General features: G+C 71.8%; 17 protein-coding genes and 1 tRNA gene. 10 read left to right on the top strand and 8 right to left on the bottom strand.

Going from position 1 to position 18,696, the window contains the following annotated elements; translation table 11 throughout:
- Window positions 1-18 precede the first annotated feature (18 nt).
- A complete protein-coding gene (locus OWR29_RS28615) occupies window positions 19-855 on the top strand; it encodes an NAD(P)/FAD-dependent oxidoreductase (protein ID WP_267566361.1) in 837 nt (278 codons plus the stop codon).
- Here OWR29_RS28615 and OWR29_RS28610 read toward each other — a convergent pair.
- Together OWR29_RS28610 and OWR29_RS28605 are read right to left on the bottom strand one after the other, a co-directional pair.
- Complete coding sequence (locus OWR29_RS28610; RefSeq protein ID WP_267566360.1) at window positions 815-1,675, bottom strand: hypothetical protein; 861 nt, start codon at window positions 1,673-1,675, stop codon at window positions 815-817. The two genes, OWR29_RS28615 and OWR29_RS28610, sit on opposite strands and share 41 nt — an antisense overlap.
- A gap of 178 nt (window positions 1,676-1,853) precedes the next feature.
- Window positions 1,854-2,147, bottom strand: coding sequence for a barstar family protein (locus tag OWR29_RS28605; protein ID WP_267566359.1), 294 nt, complete (start codon window positions 2,145-2,147; stop codon window positions 1,854-1,856).
- A gap of 131 nt (window positions 2,148-2,278) precedes the next feature.
- Between OWR29_RS28605 and OWR29_RS28600 the strand changes: the two genes are divergently transcribed.
- Window positions 2,279-2,911, top strand: coding sequence for a maleylpyruvate isomerase family mycothiol-dependent enzyme (locus tag OWR29_RS28600; RefSeq protein ID WP_267566358.1), 633 nt, complete (start codon window positions 2,279-2,281; stop codon window positions 2,909-2,911).
- A 56-nt stretch (window positions 2,912-2,967) separates the two neighbouring features.
- Window positions 2,968-3,504, top strand: coding sequence for a hypothetical protein (locus OWR29_RS28595; protein ID WP_267566357.1), 537 nt, complete (start codon window positions 2,968-2,970; stop codon window positions 3,502-3,504).
- 165 nt (window positions 3,505-3,669) lie between these two features.
- Here OWR29_RS28595 and OWR29_RS28590 read toward each other — a convergent pair whose 3' ends face one another.
- Together OWR29_RS28590 and OWR29_RS28585 are read right to left on the bottom strand one after the other, a co-directional pair.
- Window positions 3,670-4,608, bottom strand: a complete 939-nt coding sequence (locus OWR29_RS28590) for a zinc metalloprotease (RefSeq protein WP_267566356.1) — start codon at window positions 4,606-4,608, stop codon at window positions 3,670-3,672.
- A gap of 19 nt (window positions 4,609-4,627) precedes the next feature.
- Entirely contained in the window at window positions 4,628-4,936 is a 309-nt protein-coding gene (locus OWR29_RS28585) for a hypothetical protein (RefSeq protein WP_267566355.1), read from the bottom strand.
- Between the two features lie 145 nt (window positions 4,937-5,081).
- Here OWR29_RS28585 and OWR29_RS28580 point away from each other — a divergent pair, with 145 nt between their 5' ends.
- From OWR29_RS28580 to fxsT, 4 genes are all read left to right on the top strand, one after another.
- The gene (locus tag OWR29_RS28580) at window positions 5,082-5,723 is read left to right on the top strand and encodes a UCP032817 domain-containing protein (RefSeq protein WP_267566354.1); all 642 of its coding nucleotides are present in this window, start codon (window positions 5,082-5,084) and stop codon (window positions 5,721-5,723) included.
- A gap of 124 nt (window positions 5,724-5,847) precedes the next feature.
- Entirely contained in the window at window positions 5,848-6,621 is a 774-nt protein-coding gene (locus tag OWR29_RS28575; protein WP_267566353.1) for a class I SAM-dependent methyltransferase, read from the top strand.
- Between the two features lie 97 nt (window positions 6,622-6,718).
- Window positions 6,719-7,051 carry a hypothetical protein gene (locus OWR29_RS28570; RefSeq protein ID WP_267566352.1) on the top strand — a complete coding sequence of 111 codons (333 nt, stop codon included), beginning with the start codon at window positions 6,719-6,721 and terminating at the stop codon, window positions 7,049-7,051.
- Window positions 7,052-7,141: 90 nt separating this feature from the next.
- Window positions 7,142-9,559, top strand: coding sequence for an FxSxx-COOH system tetratricopeptide repeat protein (fxsT, locus tag OWR29_RS28565; RefSeq protein WP_267566351.1), 2,418 nt, complete (start codon window positions 7,142-7,144; stop codon window positions 9,557-9,559).
- 9 nt (window positions 9,560-9,568) lie between these two features.
- Here fxsT and OWR29_RS28560 read toward each other — a convergent pair.
- The 4 genes from OWR29_RS28560 to OWR29_RS28545 form a co-directional block, all read right to left on the bottom strand.
- A tRNA-Val gene (locus OWR29_RS28560) sits at window positions 9,569-9,643 on the bottom strand.
- 76 nt (window positions 9,644-9,719) lie between these two features.
- Window positions 9,720-10,184, bottom strand: a complete 465-nt coding sequence (locus OWR29_RS28555; protein WP_267566350.1) for a peroxiredoxin — start codon at window positions 10,182-10,184, stop codon at window positions 9,720-9,722.
- A 63-nt stretch (window positions 10,185-10,247) separates the two neighbouring features.
- Window positions 10,248-10,679, bottom strand: coding sequence for a DUF3052 domain-containing protein (locus OWR29_RS28550; RefSeq protein WP_267566349.1), 432 nt, complete (start codon window positions 10,677-10,679; stop codon window positions 10,248-10,250).
- A gap of 93 nt (window positions 10,680-10,772) precedes the next feature.
- Window positions 10,773-13,043 (bottom strand): thiamine pyrophosphate-dependent enzyme, encoded by a 2,271-nt coding sequence (locus OWR29_RS28545; protein WP_267566497.1) that lies wholly within the window; start codon window positions 13,041-13,043, stop codon window positions 10,773-10,775.
- 55 nt (window positions 13,044-13,098) lie between these two features.
- Here OWR29_RS28545 and OWR29_RS28540 point away from each other — a divergent pair, with 55 nt between their 5' ends.
- From OWR29_RS28540 to OWR29_RS28530, 3 genes are all read left to right on the top strand, one after another.
- Complete coding sequence (locus OWR29_RS28540) at window positions 13,099-13,503, top strand: YjbQ family protein (protein ID WP_267566348.1); 405 nt, start codon at window positions 13,099-13,101, stop codon at window positions 13,501-13,503.
- 146 nt (window positions 13,504-13,649) lie between these two features.
- On the top strand, window positions 13,650-16,388 hold the full coding sequence (gene aceE / locus OWR29_RS28535) for a pyruvate dehydrogenase (acetyl-transferring), homodimeric type (protein ID WP_324291278.1): 2,739 nt from the start codon (window positions 13,650-13,652) through the stop codon (window positions 16,386-16,388).
- A gap of 72 nt (window positions 16,389-16,460) precedes the next feature.
- Window positions 16,461-18,593: a methyl-accepting chemotaxis protein gene (locus OWR29_RS28530; RefSeq protein WP_267566347.1), complete on the top strand. Its 2,133-nt coding sequence runs from the start codon at window positions 16,461-16,463 to the stop codon at window positions 18,591-18,593.
- The last annotated feature ends 103 nt before the right edge of the window (window positions 18,594-18,696 follow it).

The following is an 18,696-nucleotide window of genomic DNA, read 5'->3' as shown; positions in this document are numbered from 1 at the left end:
CGTGCCCACCATGGGGACATGACTTACGACGTGATCGTGATCGGGGGCGGACCGGCCGGGCTCAGCGGCGCGGTGGCCCTGGGACGGGCGTTGCGCTCGGTGCTGGTGATCGACTCCGGCGAGGGCCGGAACGCCCCGGCCGAGGGCATCCACAACTTCCTGACCCGCGACGGGATGACCCCGGCGGAGTTCCGGGCGGCCGGGCGGGCCGAGGTGGAGAAGTACGGCGGGAAGGTGATCGAGGGCGAGGTGGTCTCGGCCGTGCCCGGCTTCGAGGTCACCCTGGCCGACGGCTCGGTCCACCGGGCGCGGCGGCTGCTGGTGACCGCGGGCGTCGTCGACGTGCTGCCGGACGTGCCCGGGCTGACCGAGCGCTGGGGCTCGACCGTGCTGCACTGCCCCTACTGCCACGGCTACGAGGTTCGGGGCAAGGCGATCGGGGTGATCGGGACGCCGGGCGAGGAGATGACCGACCACAAGATGCGGCTGTGGGCGCAGTGGAGCCCGGACCTGCGCCTGCTCGCGCAGGACGAGATCGCCGCGGTCGAGGAGGGCGGCGTCCGGATGACCGACGGCACCCTGGTGGCGCGGGACTACCTGGTGGTGACCACCCGGCTCGAGGCCCGCGGCGGGTTCCTGGCCACGCTCGGGCTCGAACCCGTCGAGCACCCGATGGGGATCGGCACCTACGTGCCGGCGACCGACCCGACCGGGCGCACCGCGGTCGACGGCGTGTGGGTGGCCGGCAACATCGCCGACCCGATGGCCCAGGTGATCACCTCGGCCGCGGCCGGGCTCACGGCGGGCGCGATGATCAACGCTGACCTGTTACCGCCAGCTCCCGATAAGCAGTGATGACCGCGGCCGTACGGTCGGCCAGCTCCGGACCGGCCTCGGTGGCCGGGGCCGGGTGCTGGTCGGCCAGACCGGCCAGCACGAACTCGGCTTGCCGGGCGGTCTCGCCGATCTCCCGCTCGCGCAGGAACGCCTCGCCGGCCAGGGCGGTCCGGTCCAGGCTGCGCAGGATGCGGTTGGCCGCGCCACCGGTCTCGAGCCACAACTGCTCGGCCCGCTCGCGCTGCTCGGCCAGGGCCACGACGGCCGGGCTGTCGGCGGGAACGTCCTGATCGCGTACGGCGTCGATCCCGGCCCGCAGGCGGCGGAGCTCCTGCCGGCGTACGAGCAGGGCGCCGAGCTCGTCCAGGGCGCCGGTCAGCGACCGGTCGGCCAGCTCGGGGTCGATCATGCCGGGCAGGCCGGGCCAGGTGCGGCGGATGCGGCGCGAGACGCCGACGGCCCGCCGGAAGACGGCCCGCTCCTCCTCGGTGACCAGCACGTGGACGCCGTCGCCGGCCGGGATCTCGAACGAGGTGGCCTGCGCGGCGCGGGACTGGCGCAACCAGACCGTGGTCACGGCGGCCACGGACGCGGCGAACGGCAGCCACCAGGGCACGCCGGCGGCGTAGAGAACGGCCGAGACGAAGATCAGCGCGAAGCTCAGGCGGGACGCGGTGGCCATCCGGGCCTCCGGCGTGACGCCGGTGGGGGCGGCGGGGACGACCTCGGTGACGGAGCCGGCGCGGTGGCAGACGGCCCGGCCGGTGCGCACCTTCACGGCGTACGGGGAAATGACGGTTTTCTCGGCGTCCATGCCGATGTGCAGTTCGGCCGGCATGCGCCCTCGTCTCGGTGATGAAAGCTGCGGTCGCAGGGCGGGCCCGATCGCCGGGGGGATGCCGACCGGGGCCCGCCCGCCGGTGGGGCATCCCGCCGGCACTCTCAGCAATCGGTGATCGGGCGGGCCGGTTGAGAAACCGCTCGGGTGCGAACCGGGTGCCGGTTCGGGGCTCGTCTCAGTCCAGCACTCGGAAGATCAGGCGCTCGTTCCACGGCTTGTGCCGGTCGGCGGCCTCCAGCGCCTCCAGCGCGGCGACGTACGCGTCGAACGCGTCGCGGCCCAGGGCCATCCGGATGACCGAGGCGTGGATCCAGGTCAGCTCGACCGGGCGCGGATCGCCCGCGGCCAGCCGCTCCCGCAGCGATCTCAGGCCCGGCCGGTACGACGGACCGTAGCCGAACGCCCCCGCCAGGCGCCGGTGCAGATCGGCCTCGTCCAGCACGAACCGGCCATCGATGATCACCTTCACCGATTCTTCCTTCCCCCGATTCTGAAACGAATCAGCGGAGGCGCCCGATCCGGCCCGCCGGGGCACGTCCCCCGATGGTGATCGATGTAGCCTCGCGGTGTGGATGCGGTCGAGCCGGTGCTTCGCACGTCGTGACGGATCCGGTGCGGACGGCGATCGCCGGTGAGCGGCGCCGGGTGGCCGACCTGGTCGAGTCGTTGACCCCGGCCCAGCTCGACACGCCCAGCCTGTGCGGCGACTGGACCGTCCGGCAGGTCGCCGGGCACCTGGTGGCCGCCGTCGAGACGCCGCCCGGCGCGACGCTGCGGGCGATGCTCCGCAGTGGATTCCGGCTGCACCGGGCCAACTCGCTGCTGGCCGTCGCGGTGGCCGGGCAGACGCCCGCCGCGCTGGCCGGGACGCTGCGCCGCAAGGCGTTCGACGACTTCCGCCCGCCGATCGTGGGCTACCCCGGTCAGCTCACCGACCTGCAGGTGCACGGGCAGGACATGCGCCGCCCGCTCGGGTTGCCGCACGGGCTCGTCCTCGATCACCTGCGGATGTCGCTGGACTTCCTGACCGGCGGCCGGGCGCCCGGGTTCACCCCGCGCCGGCGGCCGGCCGGGATGCGCTTCGAGGCCACCGACCTGGACTGGGCGTACGGGGAGGGCGCGCTGGTCAGCGGGCCGGCCGAGGCGCTGATGATGGCGCTCACCGGGCGGGCCGTCGTGCTCGGCGAACTCGACGGCCCGGGCGTCCGCGTGCTGGCCGGCCGGATCACCTGAGACCGCCCGCCCGCCGCCGCCGAAAACTGTCGGAGGGTAGCCCTAGGGTCACCGTCATGAATGACACCGCCCTCCAGTCATCCCCCATCACCCTCGATCGGCGCCTCGTGCTCGGCGAGATCGACTATCAGGTCACCGCCTTCCCCACCGACGACCACCGCATCGACCTCTGCATCGTCAGCAGCGACGGCGACGGTCACGTGGTGAGCGAGATCAGCGGCGGCATCGCCCCGGCCGACCTGCCCGCGCTCACCGGGGTGCTCACCTCCACCCTGGCCGGCCTCATCGCGATGACCCAGCCGCCACCGGCCCCGGCCCCCGCCGGCCCGCCGCCCGACCAGCGCGAGCGCCACCCCAACCAGGGCGTCCGCTGGACCGCGGCCGACGATGAACGCCTGGTCGCGCGCTACCGGGCGGGCGCCCGCCCGCGCGATCTGATGGCCGAGTTCGGGCGCAGCAACGGCGGCATCCGGGCCCGGCTGGAAATGCTGGGCGAGCTGCCACCCGGCGGCCGGTGGCGGCCCGCCGGCGAGGCCACGGCCGGTGATCCGCCCGCCGGGTCCGGCCCGGCGGCCGGCGACCCCGCCGATTGACAGTCGGTGGGGCCGGGCGCGATGTGCGCGCCCGGCCCCACCGGTGCCACCACCTTCGGGGGCCGGTCGCCGGCCAGCAGCCGGCCCCCCGCTGGTGACGCGCCGGCGCGGTGCCCGGTCCCAGGCGGGGCGTGTGTGCCCGCGACCGGCCGCACCGGCGCCGTCCTAGTGGCCGCCGCCCTGTGTCACCAGGCTCTGGCGCGGGCCGGCCAGGCACGCCTCGACCCGCAGGATCTGCCCGTTGGTGAACATGAACATCGCCACGTCGTCGGTGTAGTCCATGTAGTTCATGAACATGTCCCCGTCGGGCGCGTTGTTACAGGTGATCGACGGGTAGGTCGGCGTGCCGAAATTCTGCCCGGCCTGGTTGGGCGTGTCCGCCACGAAGTCGGTGCCGCTGCAGCCGGTGCCGTCGTCACCGCCGATGTGGAAGAGGTTGAGCCAGTGGCCGATCTCGTGGGTCGTGGTCCGGCCCAGGTTGAAGGGCGCGGCGGCCGTGCCGGTCGTGCCGAATCCGGTGTACGTGATCACCACGCCGTCGGTGGCCGGCGGCCCGCCGGGAAACTGGGCATAGCCCAGCAGGCCGCCGCCGAGCTGGCAGACCCAGAGGTTGAGGTAACGGTCGGCCGGCCACGCGTCGGCGCCGCCCCGGGCGGTGAACTTGACGGCGTCGTCGTCCGAGAAGGAGCGCCGGTCGGTGCGGCGCCGGGTGACGCCGGTGGTCGGGTTGCCGTCCGGGTCGGTGTCCGCCCGGCGGAACTCGAGCCGGGCGTCGGCGACCAGCCCCTGCCACACCGGCGGCACGCCCTTGAGGTCGGCGTTGGCCGCGCGGAAGTCCTCGTTGAGCACGGCGATCTGGGTGTCGATCTGCTCGTCCGAGACGTTCTGCTCGTCGGTGCTGTGCACGACGTGGACGACCACCGGAATGGTCACCACCCCGGTCCGGCCGGGCTGTTCCTCCCCGGTGGCGTAGGCGAAGGCGAGGTTCTCGATGGCGGCCCGGTTCAGCCGGTAGTTCAGGCTCTCGTTGAGCAACCGGCGGTGCACGTCCTCGGCGCCGCAGCGGCGCCGGGCCGGGTTCTCGACGATGTCGGCGTTGTCCATCGGGCCTCATTTCCTCGCGCTATCTGCGGATCCTCAGCACCTGCTCGTCATGGGCGACGATGTGCAGCACGCGGGTCCCCGCGCCGGCCCGCACGCGGACGGCGTCGCCCTCCCCCGGCTCCCAGCTGCCCGAGCTCGCGGCGGCCCGGTCGGCCGGCCCGGCGGCGTACTCCACAAAGCCGCCACCCGGCCGGAACTCGAGGCCCGGCCGCGGCGCCCGGCTGGGCGGGAAAGGGAAGTCGGCCGGCCGGTAGACGGCCTGATCGTCGGTGTCCTCCTCGAAGGAGCGGTACCACCGCCGGTACAGGTCCGGCCAGATCTCCGGCATGCCCGCCCCTTCGCCGAACCGTGTGCTTGCGTGGTGGTCAGGGTGACAGCGCCGCCGGCGGCGGGCCGCACTTCGTCCGTGATCCGACAACGGTTCGCACGAACGACCGATGACCCTTGCCGAGGGCCGGGCGGACCCTCGCAGGATGAGCTGGAACCGGCGCTCCGCACACCGGCTCGCCGCCGTCGACGCCTACCGCTTCCCGGCGGCGGTGCGCCAGCGTTTCGCGGCCGAGCACGACGGCCTGTCCCAGGCCGGTATCGACCAGGTCGAGGCCGCGACCCGTCAGTGGTTCCGCCTGGCCGCCCGCCACCCGCGGGCCAAGCTGTCCATGCCGTCGCTGATCGCGGCCGCCCTGTGGTCCGAGCAGGCCCGGCAGTCGGCCGACTACGACGCCTTCTGCTCACAGGCGTTCGGCCGCGCCTTCCCGCCACCCCCGCCATCCGCCGCTGGGTCTTCGGGCGCTTCGGCGGCGGCGCTGGCCGACACGTTCCGGTACGCCCGGCAGGACGAGGACTGCGCGCCCACCGCCCTGCCGCTGCTGTTCCGGATCGACCAGCAGCTGGTGGTGCCCGGCGGCCGCCGCTACCTGGCCGACTGCGGCGGGCGCGGCACCTGCTACGACCTGCCCGGCGCCCTCTGCCTGCAACATCTGCAAGGGACGGGCCGCTCGATCCGCGGCCGCAACACCTTCGGCCCGCCGCCGCCCGGCTACTCCTCACCCGGCGGTGGCGGCGGCGAGGGCATGGCCTGCGGCGGCGGGGGTTGCGGGGGCGGCTCGACCTAGGCCTGGCGTGGTTGCGCCGACGGCCGCCGGCGCGGTTCCCATCGCCCGCTGTCGCGTTGTAGCGGCGGACGGGCTGGGCGGTATTGCCTTGCGGTGAAGGGGGAATGCGGCCAGGCTGCGCGGCGTGGCTGAGTCTGTGATCGATGTGTTCGACCGCCTTTCCGGGTGCTACGACGACGTGCTGCCGTTCTTCTCGGGGTTCGGGCGGCTCGTGGCCGAACGCCTGCCCGAGCCGGGGCCGGCCGGTCGCCTGCTCGACATCGGAGCGGGGCGCGGTGCGATCGCCGTTCCGGCGCGGGAGCGCGGCTACGACGTCACGGCGACCGATGCGGCGCCGGGCATGGTCGCGCGGCTGCGGCAGGAACAGCCCGGGCTGGACGTGCGGCTGATGAACGCCGTCCACCTCGACTTTCCCGACGACTCGTTCGACGTGGTGACGGCCGGGCTGGTCATGCACCTGGTGGACGACGCGGCGGCGGTCGTGCGCGAGGTTCATCGGGTGCTGAAGCCGGGCGGCCTTTTCGCGTTCACCGTGCCGGGCCGCGAGCCCGACGGCTTCGAGTTCGCCGACGGGGCCAACGCTCTGTTCGGCGAGTTCGCCCGATACCTGCCGCCGCAGGGCGGCATGGGTGTGGCGTTCGACGAGATCGGCACCCTGGCCGAGGCCGGCTTCGATCCCTTGCGGGAGACCGATCTGCGGCTCGACCTGCCCCTCGCCGACGCCGAGACGTTGTGGCGGTGGTTCCAGACGCACGGCTCCCGCAAATACCTCGACGACCTGCCGCCCGACCGCCGCGACGAGTTCCGCCGCCGGCTGCTCGACGACCTCGGCGGCCGCCGCCCCCTGACGCTGCGCCGCTATGTCTGGCTGCACGAGGCCCAGGTGACAAGGCCTTAGATACTCGAGGTGTGAATCTTCGCGCCGCCCCGGTTTCGCCCGCACCATCCTGGCCGGCTACATCGGCAGTTCCCTGCTCATCGACGGGGTGGCCGACGTGGCCGCCCACGACTACGTGGGCTGGCTCTGGGTGACCTTCGGCGCCGGCGCCTTCCTCCTCCTGGTGCAGCACCTACGCGAACAGGCCCTGCGCGACCTCAACCGCCCCGGCGCCGCCTGGGCCCGCGTCGACACCGCCAACGCGATCATCCTCGCCGTCCTGGCCACCGTGATGATCCTCGACGCTCACTTCAGCCCCGACTCCCCCGCCGCCGAAGCAGCCACCTACACGCTGGCCGCGACCTACGTGGCCCTCCTGGCCGACTTCACCATCCAGCGCCGCCACACAGCCCAGTCGGCCGGCGATCTTCCGGCGAACCAAGCGGCCTGACCTCCGTCGGCAGCACACGACCGGGCCCTGTGATCTTGCGGCTGGTTGCGTAACTTCGCACTGTGGGTAGCGGGAGGGGTGGACGGTTCGATGGGTGACGCGCGACGGGTGTTCGTGTCGCACACCAGCGAGCTGCGGCGCTTACCCGCCGGTCAGTCGTTTGTTGCGGCCGCGGAATCGGCGCTGGCCAAGGCCGGGGACGCGGTCGTCGACATGGCATACTTCCCGGCCCAGGATCAGACGCCGATGTCTGTGTGCCGCGACGCGGTGGCCTCCGCCGACCTGTACGTGCTGATCGCGGGTTTCCGATACGGCTCACCCGTGCGGGACCACCCGGAACTGTCCTACACCGAGCTCGAGTTCCAGGCCGCCACCGAACTCGGACGCCCGCGGCTCGTGTTCCTGCTGGCCGATGACATGCAAGGGCCCCGCGAGCTGTTCACCGACCTGCGATACGGGGCGCGGCAGGAAGCGTTCCGGGCTCGGCTGCAGGTGGGCACCGTCGTCACGAAGACGGTCAGCAGCCCGGCCGAGCTCGAAACCGCGCTGCTGCACGCCTTGACCGCCTTGCGCGACAGGTCGTCCGGCCCGGCAGCGGGCCGGCGGGTGTGGAACATTCCGGCCCGGATGGTGACGTTCACCGGTCGTGACCAGCTGCTCGCCGGCTTGGAGGAAGCGCTCGGCACACGGGGTTCCGCGGTTGTCCACACCGTGCACGGCATGGGTGGGGTGGGCAAGACCACGACCGCTGTGGAGTACGCCCATCGCAACGCCGGTCGCTACGACGTGGCCTGGTGGGTGGACGCGGAAGACCCGGCCCTGATTCCGGATCAGCTGGCGACGCTGTCCCGCGCCTTGCGCCTGTCCGACACCACCGACACGGCCGAAGTCGCGGTGAGCCGCCTGCTGGGCGACCTGCACGGCCGCCCTCGATGGTTGCTGATCTTCGACAACGCCGAGGACCCCAGGGCGCTGCACCGGTTCCTGCCCACCGGCGGCCCCGGGCACGTCCTGGTCACCTCCCGCAACCCCGACTGGACCTGGCTCGCGACCCCGCTCGAAGTGGAGATGTTCAGCCGACCGGAATCGATCGCACTGCTGCACCAGCGAATGCCCTCGCTGCCCGCAGCCGACGCCGATCGGGTCGCGGCGGCACTGGGCGACCTGCCACTGGCCGTCGCCCAGGCGGCCGGGCTGATGGCCGACACCGGCCTGGACGTCCGCTCGTACCTGGCCTTGGTCGAACAGCGCAGCAGTGAAGTACTGAGCCGAGTGCTCGGCGGCGCTTATCCGCTGTCCGTGGCTGCCTCGTGGACCCTGGCCTTCGATCAACTGGCCGCCGACGATCCGGCCGCGCTGCAGCTGGTGACCCTGCTGGCGTGGCTGGCCCCCGATCCGGTGCCGCGAACCCTGCTGACCGAGCACGCCGGGCTTCTGCCCGCCCCGCTGAGCGAGGTAGCCGCCGACCCGCTGCACTTCGCAGCCGTGATCGGGCTCCTTCGACGCCGCGGCATCACCCGCTCCGACACCGGCAGCATCCTGCTGCATCGCATCCCCGCCGCCCTGCTCCGCGACCGCACCCGCGCGGAACAGTCCGACGCCGGCCCTTGGCCCGAACGCGTGATCCACCTTCTGACGGCGGCTGTGCCACAAAAGCCGTGGACGAATCCGACGACCTGGCCGGCCTGGCAAGCGCTGCTGCCCCACCTCCTGGCCGCCACCGCCGACGACCGGATATCCGACGCCGTCGGTGGCGACATCGCCTGGCTGCTGGGCCGAGCCGCGACCTACCTGTCGACCCGCGGCGAGACCCGTGCCGCTCTGTCGCAATTCCAGCGATCTCACCGGCTGTGTCGTGAGGTATTCGGCAACGACCATCCGGACACCCTCAACTCGGCCAACAACCTGGCCACCGCCCTGCGGGACTTGGGCCGATACGAACAGGCCCGCCGACTGGACGAAGACACCCTGGCCCAGAGGCGGCAGTTGTTCGGCGGCGACCATCCCGACACCCTCTCCGCGGCCAGCAACCTCGCCAACAGCCTGCGCAGCCTGGGCCGGCACGAACAGGCGCGCCGACTGGACGAGGACACCCTGGCCCGAAGCCGGCGAGCCATGGGCGACGACCACCCCAACACCCTCAACTCAGCCAACGGCCTCGCCAACAGCCTGCGCCATCTGGGCCGTTACGAGCAGGCGCGCCGGCTCGACGAGGACACATTCGCCCGAAGCCGTCGGCTACTCGGCGACGATCATCCCGACACCCTCGCCTCGGCCAACAACCTCGCCAACAGCCTGCGTGGCCTGGCCGACTACGAACAGGCGCGGCAGTTGCTGGAAGAAACCCTCACCAGAAGCCGGCGAGTGCTCGGCGACGACCATCCCAACACCCTGATCACGGCCGGCAACCTCGTCCTCAACCTGCGCAGCCTGGGCCGGAACAAGCAGGCTCGGCAACTCGAGGAGGACACCGAAGCCAGGCGGCGAACCGCCCACAGCGACCGCTAGAACGCGGCATGGTGGGCGCGGTAGGTTTCGAACCTACGACCCCTCGCTTGTAAGGCGAGTGCTCTCCCACTGAGCTACGCGCCCGGCACGGCGTACGGCCGGAGTGGTCATCGTACCTTGCGGCACGTGGCGGCTCGCCGGGTGGCGGAGGGCGGGAAAGTCAGGCCGGCAGGGCGGTCAGGGCTGTGTGCCAGGCCGTCTGGTCGCGGGACTCGCCCGGGCCCAGCATCTCGGCGAAGCGGATCACGCCGTCGCGGTCGATGAGGAACGTGCCTCGGTTGGCCATGCCGCCCTCGGCGTGGAAGACCTCGTACGCCTGGGCCACCTCGCCGTGCGGCCAGAAGTCGGCCAGCAGGGGGAAGTCGAAGCCTTCCTGGGTCGCCCAGACCTTGTGGGCGTAGACCGAGTCGACGCTCACGGCCAGCACCTGCACCTGGTCGTTCTGGTAGGCGGGCAGGTTGGCCCTGATCTCGGTCAGTTCGCCCTGGCAGGTGCCCGTGAAGGTGAACGGGTAGAACACCAGCAGCACCGCCTTGCGGCCTTGGAAGTCGGCCAGACGTACGGGCTGGTTGTTCTGGTCTTTGAGGGTGAACTGCGGCGCCGGGGCGCCGACGGGGAGCGGCATGGGCACAACCCTAACCGGGCCGGCGCCCGAGGGACGCCGACCGGTGAGACTGAGGGCAGCGAGCTACTTCTTCTTGTTGCCCCTGGGAGTGACCAACCGGGCGCCGGTCCAGTCCTTGCCCGCGTTGACCGTCGAGGTCTGCTGCAAGCCGGCCGTGGGGGCCGATTCGCTGATCTCGCTCGGTTCGACGTGGTTGTCCCGCCCGGCCTTGGGGGTCAGCAGCCACACCACGCCGGCATCGGCGAGGGGGCCCAGGGCGTCGGTGAGAATTTCGAAAAGGTCACCGTCACCGTCGCGGTACCACAGCAGCACCGCGTCGACGACCTCGTCGGTGTCTTCGTCGACCAACTCGCCGACACGTTCGGTCAGGGCGTCACGGAGGTCTTCGTCGACGTCGTCGTCGTAGCCCATCTCCATGACCACCATGTTCGGCTCGAAGCCGAACCGGTCCGCCAGGCTGCGTACGCCGTCGGCCTGACCAGCGGTCGCGCTCACTGTCTAAGTCCTCCTAGCTGTCAATTCAAACCTGGGGGTAGTCCACACACTCCCGGGCCCCAGCGCAAGTGGCGCACCGGGTGTGCGGGCAATTTACCGTGCCAGCAGGGCATGGGCACCCTGTGTGATGGCATCCTCCCCCACCAGCACCTGCTGTGCGGCCGGACCCAGCGGAATCAGCGAATCGGCCGAGGCGATCCGCCTCGCCGAGCCCACGAAACCGCCGTCCACCAGGGCCGCCAGCACTCCTTCGCCGACGCCGCCGGAGCGCCGGGTCTCGTCGACGATCAGCACCCGGCCGGTCGCGGCGGCCTCCCGGACCAGGTCGTTGACGGGCAGCGGATTCAACCAGCGGAGGTCCACCACTCGGGATCCGTAGCCCTGCTGGGCCAGTTTGGCCGCCACCCGCAGCGACATCCGCAGCCCGTTGCCGTACGTGATAATCGTCAGGTCGCCGCCGGAGCCGATGGGATACGTGCGGGCCCGGCCGATCGGCACGTGCTCGGTGGCCCAGGCGCCCGGGCCCGAGTAGGGGGCCAGCCACTCGTTGTCGCCCTGCTCGTGCAGGTCGCGGGTGTGGTAGAGCGCGATCGGCTCGAGGAAGACGCACACGCTGCCGTCGGCCGCGGCCGAGGCCAGGCAGGAGCGCAGCATGGGCGCGGCGTCGCTGGGCCGGCTGGGCACGGCCAGCACCAGGCCGGGGATGTCGCGCAGGACAGCCACCGAGTTGTCGTTGTGGAAGTGCCCGCCGAAGGCCTGCTGGTAGGCCAGGCCGGCCACCCGTACGACCATCGGGTTGCGGTAGGCCCCGGACGAGAAGAACGACATCGTGGCCGCCTCGCCCCGCAGCTGGTCCTCCGCGTTGTGCAGGTAGGCCAGGTACTGGATCTCGGGCACCGGGAGCTGCCCGTCGAGCCCGGCCCCCAGGGCCAGGCCCAGGATCGTCGTCTCGTCGAGCAGGGTGTCGAACACCCTCTCGCCGCCGAACCGCTCCTGCAGGTGCTTCGTGACCCCGTACACGCCGCCCTTGCGTCCCACGTCCTCGCCGAAGACCTGGACGCCGGGGTGGTAGGCCAGGGCGTCGGTCAGCGTCGCGTTGATGGTCTGGGCCAGCGTGAGCGGCCCGGACTGCTCGGGCAGCTTGCCGCCGAAGGCACGGGAGCGGGCCGCGGCGCCGGGGCCGAGGGCGCGGGAGGCGACCTCGGTGATCTCGTGGGCGGCCCGCAGGGGGCGGCGCGGGGCGAGCGGGGCCACGATCTCGGCCACGTTGGCCAGCTTGGGCTCGCCCAGCACCTCCTCGGCGACCTTGCGCACCTGCCAGCCGATCTCGTCGTAGCGCGCGATCACCTCGTCCGGGCTCAGCAGTCCGCCCTCGACCAAGAGCCGAGCCGTGCCGATGAGGGGGTCGCGGGCCAGGTCGGCGGTGATCTGCTCGGTGGTGCGATAGGCGACCTCGGCGTCGGCCCCGGCGTGACCCATCAGCCGTACGGTCGACAGGTGCAGCACGGCGGGCCGGCGTTCCCGCCGCACGTAGCCCACGGCCTCGGTGGCCGCCTCGTAGGTGGCGGCCAGGTCGCACCCGTCGGCCGCCGTGTAGCGCAGCCCCGGCCGCGACCCCAGCATGGCCGCCATCCATCCGTCCGGCGTGGGCACGCTGATCCCCAGGCCGTTGTCCTCGCAGATCAACAGCAGCGGCAGCCGTACGCCGGAGTGATCGAACCAGCCGGCCGAGTTCAGCGCGGCCGTGGCCGCGGCGTGGTTGGCCGACGCGTCGCCGAAGGACGCCACCGTGATGGCGTCGCGCACCCACCGGCTGTCGGGCCGCGACCGGGACATCGCGAAGGCCAGCCCGACCGCCCGGGGCAGGTGCGAGGCCACGGTGGAGGTGGTCGGGACGATGTTGAGGTCGGCGCTGCCGAAGACTTTGTGCCGGCCGCCGGCGATCGGCTCGCGGGCCGAGGCGACCACGCCGCGCAGCACGTCGCGGGCGGCGTCGGGCAGGCTCTTGGCGCGGGCGCAGAAGAACGCGGCCGACCGGTAGTGCAGCAGGGCGGGGTCGGTGGGCAGCAGGGCGGCGGCGACCGCGGCGTTGCCCTCGTGGCCGGACGATCCGATGGTGTAGAAGCCCTCGTTGAAGCTGCGCAGCCAGCGGGCGGCCAGGTCGAGGTGGCGGCTGGCCAGCTGGGCGTCGAACAGTTCGAGGGCGCGTGAACCGGTCAGGGAGGAGCCGTCGCGGACGGGGTCGCCGGGCGGGCGGCGGTCGCCGGGAGGAGCCAGCGCCGACACCGCTTCCCGGAAGCGCTCGTCCAGGTTCTGCGGGGTGGTCACCAGACCAGCATTGCCCACCGGGGCGAGCCCCGCCATGGGGAGAAAACCGCCCACCGCCCGGGAGCTGCGCAGGGGCTGGCAGACTCGGGTCATGCGTACCGAAGTGATCACGGTCCGGACCGGGTCGCGTCCCGTGGTGCGGGACATCACCCGCGAGGCCGAGCGGTTCGTCGAGTCCGAAGGGGACGGGCTGCTGCACGTGTTCGTGCCGCACGCCACGGCCGGTCTGGCCATCATCGAGACCGGCGCCGGCTCGGACGACGACCTGCTGACCGCGATCGACCAGCTGCTGCCGGCCGAGGACAAGTGGCGGCACCGGCACGGGTCGAACGGGCACGGGCGCGACCACGTGCTGCCGGCCTGGATCCCGCCGTACGCCTCGCTGCCTGTGATCGGGGGCCGGATCGCCCTCGGCACCTGGCAGTCCATCTGCCTGGTGGACACCAACGGGGACAACCCGGAACGCCAAGTAAGGTTCAGCTTTCTGGCTGGATAACAAGTTACTGCTCAGTACGTGTGTCGCGGATCGCGTACCCGCACGGTAGGCGTGACGATGCGCACGGCGAAGGGGCAGGATGGAGACATACCCGAGCGGCTCACACAATGAGGCGCCCGGTCCGACACCGACCAAGAGGAATGCCTGTGGCCACGGAGCGCAAGCGCCCGGTGATCAGCGACGGCCTGCCGAGCCAGCTTCCGGACATCGACCCCGAAGAAACCAATGAGTGGGTCGAGTCGCTCGACGGAGTCATCGACGAACGCGGCGCCAAGAGAGCCCGTTACGTTATGTTGCGCCTGCTCGAGCGGGCCCGGGAGCGACAGGTCGGCGTCCCGCCCCTGACCTCCACGGACTACATCAACACGATCCCGCCCGAGCAGGAACCCTGGTTCCCCGGCGACGAGTTCGTGGAGCGCCGGATCCGGGCCTACATCCGCTGGAACGCCGCGATGCTGGTGCACCGCGCCCAGCGCCCCGAGATCGGCGTGGGCGGCCACATCTCGACGTACGCGTCGAGCGCCAGCCTCTACGAGGTCGGCATGAACCACTTCTTCCGCGGCAAGGACCACCCCGGCGGGGGCGACCACATCTTCTTCCAGGGCCACGCCTCCCCCGGCATGTACGCCCGGGCCTACCTCGAGGGCCGGCTGACCACCGACCAGCTCGACGGCTTCCGGCAGGAGCTGTCGCACGCGCCCAACAGCCTGCCGTCGTACCCGCACCCGCGGCTGATGCCCAACTTCTGGGAGTTCCCGACGGTCAGCATGGGCCTCGGCCCGCTGAACGCGATCTACCAGGCGCGCTACAACCGCTACCTGCACAACCGCGGCATCAAGGACACCAGCCAGCAGCACGTCTGGGCGTTCCTGGGCGACGGCGAGATGGACGAGGTCGAGTCGCTGGGCGCGATCGGCCTGGCCGCCCGCGAAGAGCTCGACAACCTGACGTTCGTGATCAACTGCAACCTGCAGCGCCTCGACGGTCCCGTACGCGGAAACGGCAAGGTCATCCAGGAGCTGGAGTCGTTCTTCCGCGGCGCCGGCTGGAACGTCATCAAGGTCGTCTGGGGCCGGGAGTGGGACCCGCTGCTCGCCGCCGACACCGACGGCGCGCTGGTCAACCTGATGAACGTGACGCCCGACGGCGACTACCAGACCTACAAGGGCGAGTCCGGCGCGTACGTGCGCGAGAACTTCTTCGGCCGCGACCCGCGCACCCGCAAGCTGGTCGAGGGCATGACCGACGACGAGGTCTGGAACCTCAAGCGCGGCGGCCACGACTACAAGAAGCTGTACGCGGCCTACAAGTCGGCCATGGAGCACACCGGCCAGCCGACCGTGATCCTGGCCAAGACGATCAAGGGCTGGACGCTGGGCTCGCACTTCGAGGCCCGCAACGCCACCCACCAGATGAAGAAGCTGACGCTGGACGACCTCAAGGGCTTCCGCGACCGCCTCTACCTGGACATCAGCGACAAGCAGCTCGAGGACAACCCGTACCTCCCGCCGTATTTCCACCCCGGCGAGAAGTCCGACGAGATGCAGTACATGCTCGAGCGCCGGCGCGAGCTCGGCGGCTCGATCCCGTCGCGGCGCACCAAGGGCAAGGTGCTGCGGATCCCCGACTCGAAGGCGTTCGGCGACGTCAAGCGGGGCAGCGGCAAGCAGAAGGTCGCCACCACGATGGCCTTCGTCCGCCTGCTCAAAGACCTCATGAAGGACAAGGAGTTCGGCGCCCGGTGGGTGCCGATCATCCCGGACGAGGCCCGCACGTTCGGCATGGACTCGCTCTTCCCGACCAAGAAGATCTACTCGCCGCACGGCCAGACCTACACCTCGGTCGACCGCGAGCTCTTCCTGTCGTACAAGGAGGCGACCAACGGCCAGATCCTGCACGAGGGGATCAACGAGGCCGGGTCGACCGCGAGCTTCATCGCCGCCGGCACGTCGTACGCCACGCACGACGAGCCGATGATCCCGCTCTACATCTTCTACTCGATGTTCGGGTTCCAGCGCACGGCCGACGAGCTGTGGGCCGCGGCCGACCAGATGACCCGCGGCTTCCTGCTGGGCGCCACGGCCGGTCGCACCACGCTCAACGGCGAGGGCCTGCAGCACGAGGACGGCCACTCGCTGCTGATCGCGGCGACCAACCCGGCCGTGGTGGCCTACGACCCGGCGTTCGCGTTCGAGATCGCGCACATCGTCGAGGACGGCCTGCACCGCATGTACGGCGAGAAGCAGGAGAACATCTTCTACTACCTCACCGTCTACAACGAGCCGGCCGTGCAGCCCGCCGAGCCGGCCGATGTCGACGTGGAGGGCCTGCTCAAGGGCATCTACCGGTACTCGCAGGCGCCCGGCGCGAACGGCCCGAAGGCCCAGCTGCTGGCCTCCGGCACCGGCATGGCCTGGGCGCTCAAGGCCCAGACGCTGCTCGCCCAGGACTGGGGCGTGGACGCCGACGTCTGGTCGGTCACGTCGTGGACCGAGCTGCGCCGCGACGCGGTCGAGGCCGAGGAGCACAACCTGCTGCACGTCGGCGACGAGCCCCGCAAGCCGTACATCCAGCGGAAGCTCGAGGGCACCGAGGGCCCGGTCATCGCGGTCAGCGACTTCATGCGGGCCGTGCCCGACCTGATCTCGCGGTGGGTGCCGAACGACTACACGTCGCTGGGCACCGACGGCTTCGGCATGAGCGACACCCGGCACGCCCTGCGCCGGCACTTCAACGTCGACGCCGAGTCGGTGGTCGTGGCCACGCTGCGCCAGCTGGCGCTGCGGGGCAAGGTTCCGTCGCACGTGCCGGCCGAGGCGGCCAAGAAGTACGCGATCGACGACGTCAACGCGGCTCCGGTCGGCGAGACCGGCGGCGACAGCTGATTCGGCAGCCGGATCCGCCCCTGGTGGGCGGATCCGGCTCAGGCCCTGCCGGACCGCGCCGATAGGGCCAGAGTGGGACAGATTCGCCGCGGGTTGCAGATCAGTCACAAGCTCCTGGCCCTGGGCCTGGGCGGGGTGATCGCCACCGCGGCCGTCCTGGTCGCCGCGGGCGCCTGGGAGAGCAGCAGCTTCGCCGACAACACCGAGCGCGAGGTCGTGGCCCAGAACGCCAGGACGCTCGACCGCGTGACGGCCAATGTGACCACGCTGGTCCAGTCGGTGGGCGACGTCGTGCAGGACAGTGTCGATGTGAGCCTGCGAGCCGCGACGGGCCTGCTGCAGCAGCGGGGCGGCGCCCGGCTGAGCGACCGGACCGCGACGTGGACCGCCACCAACCAGGTCACCCAGGCCAGGACCACGGTGACCCTGCCCCGGATGACCGTCGGCGGCAGCTGGCTGGGTCAGAACACCGATCTCGAACGCACCACACCGTACGTCGATGACGCCCAGGCCGTGGCGGGCGGCGCGATCACCGTGTTCCAGCGGATGAACGCGGCGGGCGACCTGCTGCGGGTGGGCACGACCGTGAAGTCGGCTACCGGCACCCGGGCCATCGGCACCTACATTCCGGCCGCGGGCGCCGACGGCAAGGCCAACCCGGTAGCCGCCGCGATCAAGGCGGGCAAGACGTACCGGGGCGTGGCCTCGGTCGTCGGGACGCCGTACATCACGACGTACGCCCCGATCAAGGACTCGTCGGGCCGGGTGATCGGCTCGCTGTTCGCCGGCATGCCCCAGGCCGAGGCGCTGACCGACCTGACCGAGGCGGTGGCCGCGGGTGAGGTGGGCGCGAACGGCTGGCTGGCCGTCTTCAGCACCGCCGCCACCGACGCGGGCCGGGTCGTCGCCACCAACATCGAGTCCGGCGGGAGCGTGGACGTCTCGGCCACCGACGCGACCGGCCGCAAGTACATCGAGGAGATCGTCACGAAGGCGCCCGGCCTGGCCGCGGGCGAGGTCTGGCGTACGACGTACCAGCTGCCCGGGTCGGCCGGTGCGCCCGCCGGCCCGACCACCACGTCGGTCACGTACTACGCGCCCTACCAGTGGGCGATCGCCATCGGCGGCTACGACGCCGACGCGGCCGGCCCGATCACCGCCGTGCGCGACGGCCGCCGCGACATGCTGGTCATCTTCGGCCTGGTGGCCGTGCTCCTGGCCCTGCTCGGCGGCCTGGTCGCGTGGCTGGTGGCCCGGCGCATCTCGAGCCGGCTGACCCGTCTGACCGGCGGCCTGACCCGGCTGGCCGGCCGTGACCTGACGGTCAGCGTGCCGGTGGAGGGCGGCGACGAGATCGCGGTGGCCGGCGCCCAGCTCAACACCGCGGCGACCGAGCTGCGGTCGGTGATGGTGGAGGTCACCTCGGCCTCGCGCGACGTGGCCACGACGGCCCAGCAGGTGGAGGCCACCGGCGGCGACCTGGCCGGCTCGGCCGAGGCGGCGTCGGCGCGGGCCGGCACGGTCAACCACGCCGCCGAGAGCGTTTCGACAGTGGTGCAGACCGTGGCCGCCGGGGCCGACGAGATGGGCGCCTCGATCCGCGAGATCTCGACCAACGCGCAGGACGCCGCGGCCGCCGGCCGGGACGGGGTGGGCCTCACCGCGGCCGCGGCCGGGGTGATCGGCGAGCTGCGCGACTCGACCACGAAGATCGCCGACGTGGTGCGGCTGATCGCCAGCATCGCCGAGCAGACCAACCTGCTGGCGCTCAACGCGACCATCGAGGCGGCCCGGGCCGGCGAGACCGGCAAGGGCTTCGCCGTGGTGGCCAACGAGGTCAAGGACCTCGCCCAGGAGACCGCGCGGGCCACCGAGGACGTGACCGCCCGGGTCGCGGCGATCGAAGGCGACACCACCCGCGCGGTCAGCGCGATCGAGGCCATCACGGCCCGGATCGCGCAGGTCAACGACTATCAGACGGCGATCGCGGCGGCGGTCGAGGAGCAGGCGGCGACGACCGCCGAGATGGCCCGCAACATCGCCGAGGTGGCCTCGGGCAGCCGGGACATCGCCGAGGGCATCGGCGTGGTCAGCGGCGCGGTGGAGGGCACGCGGACCTCGGTCTCGGTGTCGCACCGGGCCGCGGACGAGCTCAACGCCACCTCGCGCCGCCTGACCGGCCTGGTCGACCGCTTCACCGTGTGAGCCGTGAGCCGTACGAGCGGCATTGATCAGGTGAAATGGCTACCCTCCGCACCGGCGGAGCCACGGAGGGTCTAGACCGACCCTCCCAGCTTTTCGTAAGCTT

The organism is Paractinoplanes pyxinae (assembly GCF_026626335.1).
Classification (GTDB): domain Bacteria; phylum Actinomycetota; class Actinomycetes; order Mycobacteriales; family Micromonosporaceae; genus Actinoplanes; species Actinoplanes pyxinae.
This window is presented reverse-complemented; position numbering and strand designations above follow the sequence as displayed.

Bases quoted from the DNA above. Each gene is read 5' to 3' on its own strand.
- OWR29_RS28615 (WP_267566361.1), top strand. From the start codon at position 19: ATGACTTACGACGTGATCGTGATCGGGGGCGGACCGGCCGGGCTCAGC.
- OWR29_RS28610 (WP_267566360.1), bottom strand. From the start codon at position 1,675: ATGCCGGCCGAACTGCACATCGGCATGGACGCCGAGAAAACCGTCATT.
- OWR29_RS28595 (WP_267566357.1), top strand. From the start codon at position 2,968: ATGAATGACACCGCCCTCCAGTCATCCCCCATCACCCTCGATCGGCGC.
- OWR29_RS28590 (WP_267566356.1), bottom strand. From the start codon at position 4,608: ATGGACAACGCCGACATCGTCGAGAACCCGGCCCGGCGCCGCTGCGGC.
- OWR29_RS28585 (WP_267566355.1), bottom strand. From the start codon at position 4,936: ATGCCGGAGATCTGGCCGGACCTGTACCGGCGGTGGTACCGCTCCTTC.
- OWR29_RS28580 (WP_267566354.1), top strand. From the start codon at position 5,082: ATGAGCTGGAACCGGCGCTCCGCACACCGGCTCGCCGCCGTCGACGCC.
- fxsT (WP_267566351.1), top strand. From the start codon at position 7,142: ATGGGTGACGCGCGACGGGTGTTCGTGTCGCACACCAGCGAGCTGCGG.
- OWR29_RS28555 (WP_267566350.1), bottom strand. From the start codon at position 10,184: ATGCCGCTCCCCGTCGGCGCCCCGGCGCCGCAGTTCACCCTCAAAGAC.
- OWR29_RS28545 (WP_267566497.1), bottom strand. From the start codon at position 13,043: ATGGCGGGGCTCGCCCCGGTGGGCAATGCTGGTCTGGTGACCACCCCG.
- OWR29_RS28540 (WP_267566348.1), top strand. From the start codon at position 13,099: ATGCGTACCGAAGTGATCACGGTCCGGACCGGGTCGCGTCCCGTGGTG.